The organism is Wujia sp. (assembly GCF_056872695.1).
Genome location: NZ_DBMFCD010000020.1, coordinates 1 through 4,766, shown reverse-complemented (window position 1 = coordinate 4,766; position 4,766 = coordinate 1). Strand labels below are relative to the sequence as shown.

The 4,766-nt window shown below is 44.5% G+C and carries 6 protein-coding genes and 2 pseudogenes; 1 reads left to right on the top strand and 7 read right to left on the bottom strand.

Translation table 11 applies throughout. The features are described 5' to 3' along the window. Positions 1 to 329 (bottom strand): annotated as a pseudogene (locus ACZQK9_RS12915) (hypothetical protein); the annotation flags it as partial. Between the two features lie 12 nt (positions 330 to 341). Then, positions 342 to 1,253, bottom strand: coding sequence for an AAA family ATPase (locus ACZQK9_RS12910; RefSeq protein WP_483270836.1), 912 nt, complete (start codon positions 1,251 to 1,253; stop codon positions 342 to 344). Positions 1,254 to 1,638: 385 nt separating this feature from the next. Here ACZQK9_RS12910 and ACZQK9_RS12905 point away from each other — a divergent pair. Then, positions 1,639 to 1,821 (top strand): annotated as a pseudogene (locus ACZQK9_RS12905) (ATP-binding protein); the annotation flags it as partial. Positions 1,822 to 2,086: 265 nt separating this feature from the next. Here the strand turns inward: ACZQK9_RS12905 and ACZQK9_RS12900 are convergent. The 5 genes from ACZQK9_RS12900 to ACZQK9_RS12880 form a co-directional block, all read right to left on the bottom strand. Continuing rightward, positions 2,087 to 2,428: a helix-turn-helix domain-containing protein gene (locus ACZQK9_RS12900; RefSeq protein ID WP_243034910.1), complete on the bottom strand. Its 342-nt coding sequence runs from the start codon at positions 2,426 to 2,428 to the stop codon at positions 2,087 to 2,089. A 165-nt stretch (positions 2,429 to 2,593) separates the two neighbouring features. Further along, positions 2,594 to 2,854, bottom strand: a complete 261-nt coding sequence (locus tag ACZQK9_RS12895; protein WP_008396552.1) for a hypothetical protein — start codon at positions 2,852 to 2,854, stop codon at positions 2,594 to 2,596. Then, on the bottom strand, positions 2,851 to 3,582 hold the full coding sequence (locus tag ACZQK9_RS12890) for an ImmA/IrrE family metallo-endopeptidase (protein WP_215694649.1): 732 nt from the start codon (positions 3,580 to 3,582) through the stop codon (positions 2,851 to 2,853). The genes ACZQK9_RS12895 and ACZQK9_RS12890 overlap by 4 nt, the downstream gene beginning before the upstream one ends. Then, positions 3,579 to 3,839, bottom strand: a complete 261-nt coding sequence (locus tag ACZQK9_RS12885; RefSeq protein WP_483270835.1) for a hypothetical protein — start codon at positions 3,837 to 3,839, stop codon at positions 3,579 to 3,581. Before ACZQK9_RS12885 ends, ACZQK9_RS12890 begins: the two co-directional genes overlap by 4 nt. An 81-nt stretch (positions 3,840 to 3,920) precedes the next feature. Next, positions 3,921 to 4,766, bottom strand: an 846-nt coding sequence (locus ACZQK9_RS12880) for a DNA polymerase Y family protein (protein WP_483270834.1), incomplete at its 5' end; no start/stop codon positions are given.

The window sequence follows — 4,766 nt, the reverse complement described above, 5'->3', positions numbered from 1 at the left end:
TGATCATATGCTCCTTCCGCATGAATAATCAGCATTTCAATTTCTGGAGCAGTAATGACATTTACCACGTCAATTTTCTGCTCATATGCTTTACTCAATCGAAATTCCTCTCTGCGAGAATCCAAAATCCGTATCACAGAAATCTGCTCATCGAATCCTTTCCGTAAGTATCGCTCCTCGAATCGTTTAGCACTTCTGCAACGGATGACACGTTCTTCCAACATTTCTTCTCTGTTGAAAATCAGAAGATCATTATCAACCAGTATGTCGATAATAGCTTCTTCGGCAGAGCCTTCACATATACACGCCTTGTATTTTGCTAATTCCATTCTGCCGCCTCCTTAATTGATTGAAGCAGCCAGGCTTTTCTTCAAGCGCATATACGCTTCATATGCTGGCGTTGTTCCCTCAAGGAAGCCGCTCTGGTAAGCATCACTCTTTTTAATATCATTACGTTTCAATATATAGCTCAGATTTTCTGCTGTAATGCCATTACGGTTTCTAACGATACAAATTCCGTCATTTCGGTCATATTCGTCCAGCAGTTCCGGATAATGCGTAGTGAAAATAAGCGTTCCGCCATTTTTGTTCAGTCGGCTGTCCATAAAGAAGCGCACTAAGGTCGTTACAATTTCCTTGTTGAAATGATTCTCTATTTCATCTACCAGAAGATAACCACCTGAATGAAGAACTTCCTTTACCATCGAGAATGTAATAATACCCTTAATCGTACCAGAGGACAGATACTGCTCAAGGTCTGCCGCATTATTCAGGATAATCTCTTCTTCATCCTTAAACTTCAAGTGGATAAATGTTTTTCCCTCTGTCTGCTCAAAACACAATTTCTCAATGGTCGGATCGAGAAATGCAATTACCTCCAATGGAATATCTTCGGTAAATGGAAGCACATTCACATTCGTATAGGAAAGCAGGCTGAATATTTCCACTGTATCATTCGCTTTTTTATTATGTGCAATGACAAAGCTGACATCATCAGAAAGGTATGCTTCATCGCTATTGCGCTGCTCTACAGGCTTCATTCCTGTAAAATCTGTCAGATACTTTTTCGACTTAACGGTTGCAATCGGTTTTTCCCAAAGGCTTTCAGACAGAATCGAATACACATATTCCCCTGTTTTCGACTTCTTTGCCGCAATTACAGTTTCCAAGCAGCAGACGTAGCTACGCTTATCATAAAAATATGTGCGGATTGTAACATTCTTCGCTCCGCCAAGAATGCTTTTTGCCTCCACATGATTGATGGGCTCATTTTTCACAATATTTAAGGCCAAGCTAATGACCTTTAATACCGAGGTCTTGCCAGATGCGTTAATTCCAATGAAAGCACAGGCAGAGTGGAGATAGTAGTTATCCGTCAAACGGTAAAGACTATCTTTGTCCTCTTCGCAAACACGTTGCTGCGTATAAAAGCAAATATCCAAGTCTTTTTTGAATAATGGGAGTCCTTGTGCGGTGATGCGGAGTATTTTCATAAGTAGTCCTCCTTTAAAAACAGTTTTTTCGTTTTTATTTTCTTATAATCTTATTATACGCCGCAAATCAGAAAATATCAACGGATTTTCCGTTTTTATTTTCTGATTTGTTTTTGACACTAAAAAGTATCCGTTCAATATGGCAAGCCCTGTGATTGCTGACCCGTTCCACCGCATGAAATACATGGAGCGTCATGGAAGCGGCCTACGCAAAATCGTCAGGGAAACCGAAAAGCCGCCTGGATATACAGCGGCATATAATCCGAAAATTTTCTCAACGGCAAAAGATTTCAGAGTCATCTTGAAAAATGTAACTTACCAACTTAGTCAGAAAAACTTAGTCAATGACCAAGTTAGTGAGCAAGATAAATCGCCGAACATCCCACACATAGTTTTGAATCTTTGTATCCACCTTATTGCCCACGGCAGTGAGGGTGCTCAAATCACTCATGCTCACTCTATCATGGGTACAGCCAATGATAAGTCCTATGACGCAACCCATGATAACTTAGAGGATGACACCCATCAAGGTATCCACCAAGATAGCCACCATGATTCTACGCCGTCAGCAGTTATATTGCGCCTAATGCTTTTTAGATTTTTTTCGCAATCGTAGACAGCTCCGAAATAATACTAAGAAGATCATTTTTGACTTCCTCTTTGCTTGGCTCGCTGCCCATCAGAAGATAATCCGTGCTGACATGGAGGATGCAGGACAGTTCAATCAGCAAGTCAATAGAGCAGCTGCGTTCACCGTTCTCCATGCGGCTGACATGCTGCTTGCTTGCCAGGCCCAGGCGAACCGCCAGTTCCTCCTGCGTAATGCCACGGGAAGTGCGAACATCGTGAAGTCTCTTACCAAACTCTTTTGCGTCAAAATACATACGTTTCTCCTTCCGCACAGCCGGTACAGAACCGGATCGACGGAAGGTCAAAAAAAGAGCCGCATGACGGTGAAGAAAAATCCTGTGCCGATAAAACAGAACATGGGTATCCCATAATTCTGTCTCATGCGGCATTCGGAAGACTTCGCCTGTCAGCGGCTCCACAGCACAGCTATGACTTATAAAATTGTGTTAATAGGGTTATTTATTGTCATCTCAACCATTCAAAGACGAATAGTAGAGCTGCAATCTCCGTAATCTTCTCATCTCCAAAACATTGAAGACGGTCTCGCGTCCGCAGGCCTTACATTTGGTCTGCACATGTCCTCTGGTATCCTCAAAGACGATGATTGAATTGTGTCGGCAATAAGGGCACCTGACAATCCTGGGCTTTTGCGAAGCAATCGCATCCTTTGCCCGGATGATTTTAATCTGCATTTCCGCAGATGGTTCCGATACTCTGATATTCCTGCTCATGGCCACACCTCCAATGGATCACGATATTCATAATCCTTTTTCCGGTTCAGATAGCCCAGTTGTTCCAAGCGGATAGCTGCTGCTGATCTCGAAACGCCAAAGACACCACAGAAAGTATCTATCTTCACCTGGTCACTGTCGTAAAAACGCCATCCATAACAGGTCAGAGGCTTTCTGCTGTTAATGAACCACATCGCTCGATCTACTTCTGACTGGGGCATCAGAATGGCGGCTCCCAGCGAATTGGCCTGCCATTCGTTCCAATCTTCCTGCGTTCTCAAGACGCGCGAGCCATTTCCTCGCACTTCCGGTCTCTTATGACAGGCTATCTTTCGGTCATCGGAATCCAGCTGAAACAGTATCTGGTGAGCGCACTCATGCGCCAGCGTAAATCTGCGTTTTCCGCAGAGTTTCCGAATATTCTCTGGTTCAATGAAACTCTTGTCCAGAACCACATCATTAGTTTTCAGGAAGATGCTCCTCTGACTTCCATCAACCTCTATCTGATATTCTGTATCCACATACGCGGTCAGACCATAGATGCTTCCGTCCGAGGACAACTTTTGAAATGACACCTTCAGGTTCAGATAATCGGATGCAAACTGGTCAATGGGTGTCGGAAGCGCAAATCTTGCCGGATCATCTGCTTCGCTGCCGAAAAAGGACTTTTGAAAATCTCTTATCACTGCAACAGCGATTTCTTCTATGTTTTTCTGCGAAAGGATCATAGGCACGGCTCCTTTGCCTCAACGAACCATTTTTCATCTTCGTTGAACAGAAAACTCTCATGCCCACCGATCATGACCGTATAACGAATTCCGCAGCCGCCCACTTTCGTGGAAGAAGCTCGGCACTTATGCTTCAATCGGTCGATCTCATACACCCGTCCGTCAATCCAGCGAATCAGGCGCGGGCGGATATTCCCCTCTGCATCCACATCCAAATTCACAGGTACATATACTTTTCTACATTTCTGTTCCGACATATTCTACGCTCCTCCTCTGTAAACCGGCGAATGTGTTGACTTCTTTTAGCAAAGAACTCACCAGATTCTGCCGGTGCTGTATTAACCAATCATTCCTGTCGGCATAACCAAATCCACTTTTCGCTCTGTCGGCATCTTGCTTTTCTGAAAAAGTACCCCATTTTTAATCGCATCTTTCCCGAATCGGAATCGAATCTGCTCAATCGCTGCGTCCAGCCGTTCCTGGCGATCCAGTGATTTCACATCTGTGAATAGGTCGTATTGTATCGGACAATCCTCTTCAAACAGATTGATTGCCCGAACCGTCACCGAACGAATCGGGTGTTCCCACTGATAATTCTTTGCAAACAAAGAAAATGCGGTTTTCGCCAGATAGGTAGGGCTTTGTGTCGGAATGCTAATCCGGCACTGCCACTCCTTCGTGAAAAGCTCATTGTTGCGGATGGAAATCGCAATTCCGCCTGCTTTCTTTTTATGCGTTCGCAGCTTAGTTCCGATTTCCTGCACCAGCTCCAGCATGACACACCAGACTTCGGCGTTATTTTCCAAATCCTGCATGGTCGTTATCCCGTGCCCAATGCTTTTTACCGGGGAGACATAATCGGAACGCATAACCGGCGAATCATCCAGCCCATTGGCATACTTCTTAATCGCCAGTCCATTCTTTCCAAGGCGGCACTTCAAGAAATCATCCGATGTTGCAGCAAGCTCTCCAATGGTATGAATCCCATAACCGGACAGAACCTTCTCGGTCGCTCTGCCGACTCCAAGCAAGTCAGAGGCGGGAAGACACCAAATCTTCTCCTGGAACGAATCTGCTTCGATGCAGGTAATCGCATCCGGCTTTTTCATATCCGACCCAAGCTTGGCAAAAATCTTATTGAAGCTCACTCCTGCGGAAATCGTAAGTCCCAATTCAAACTTAAC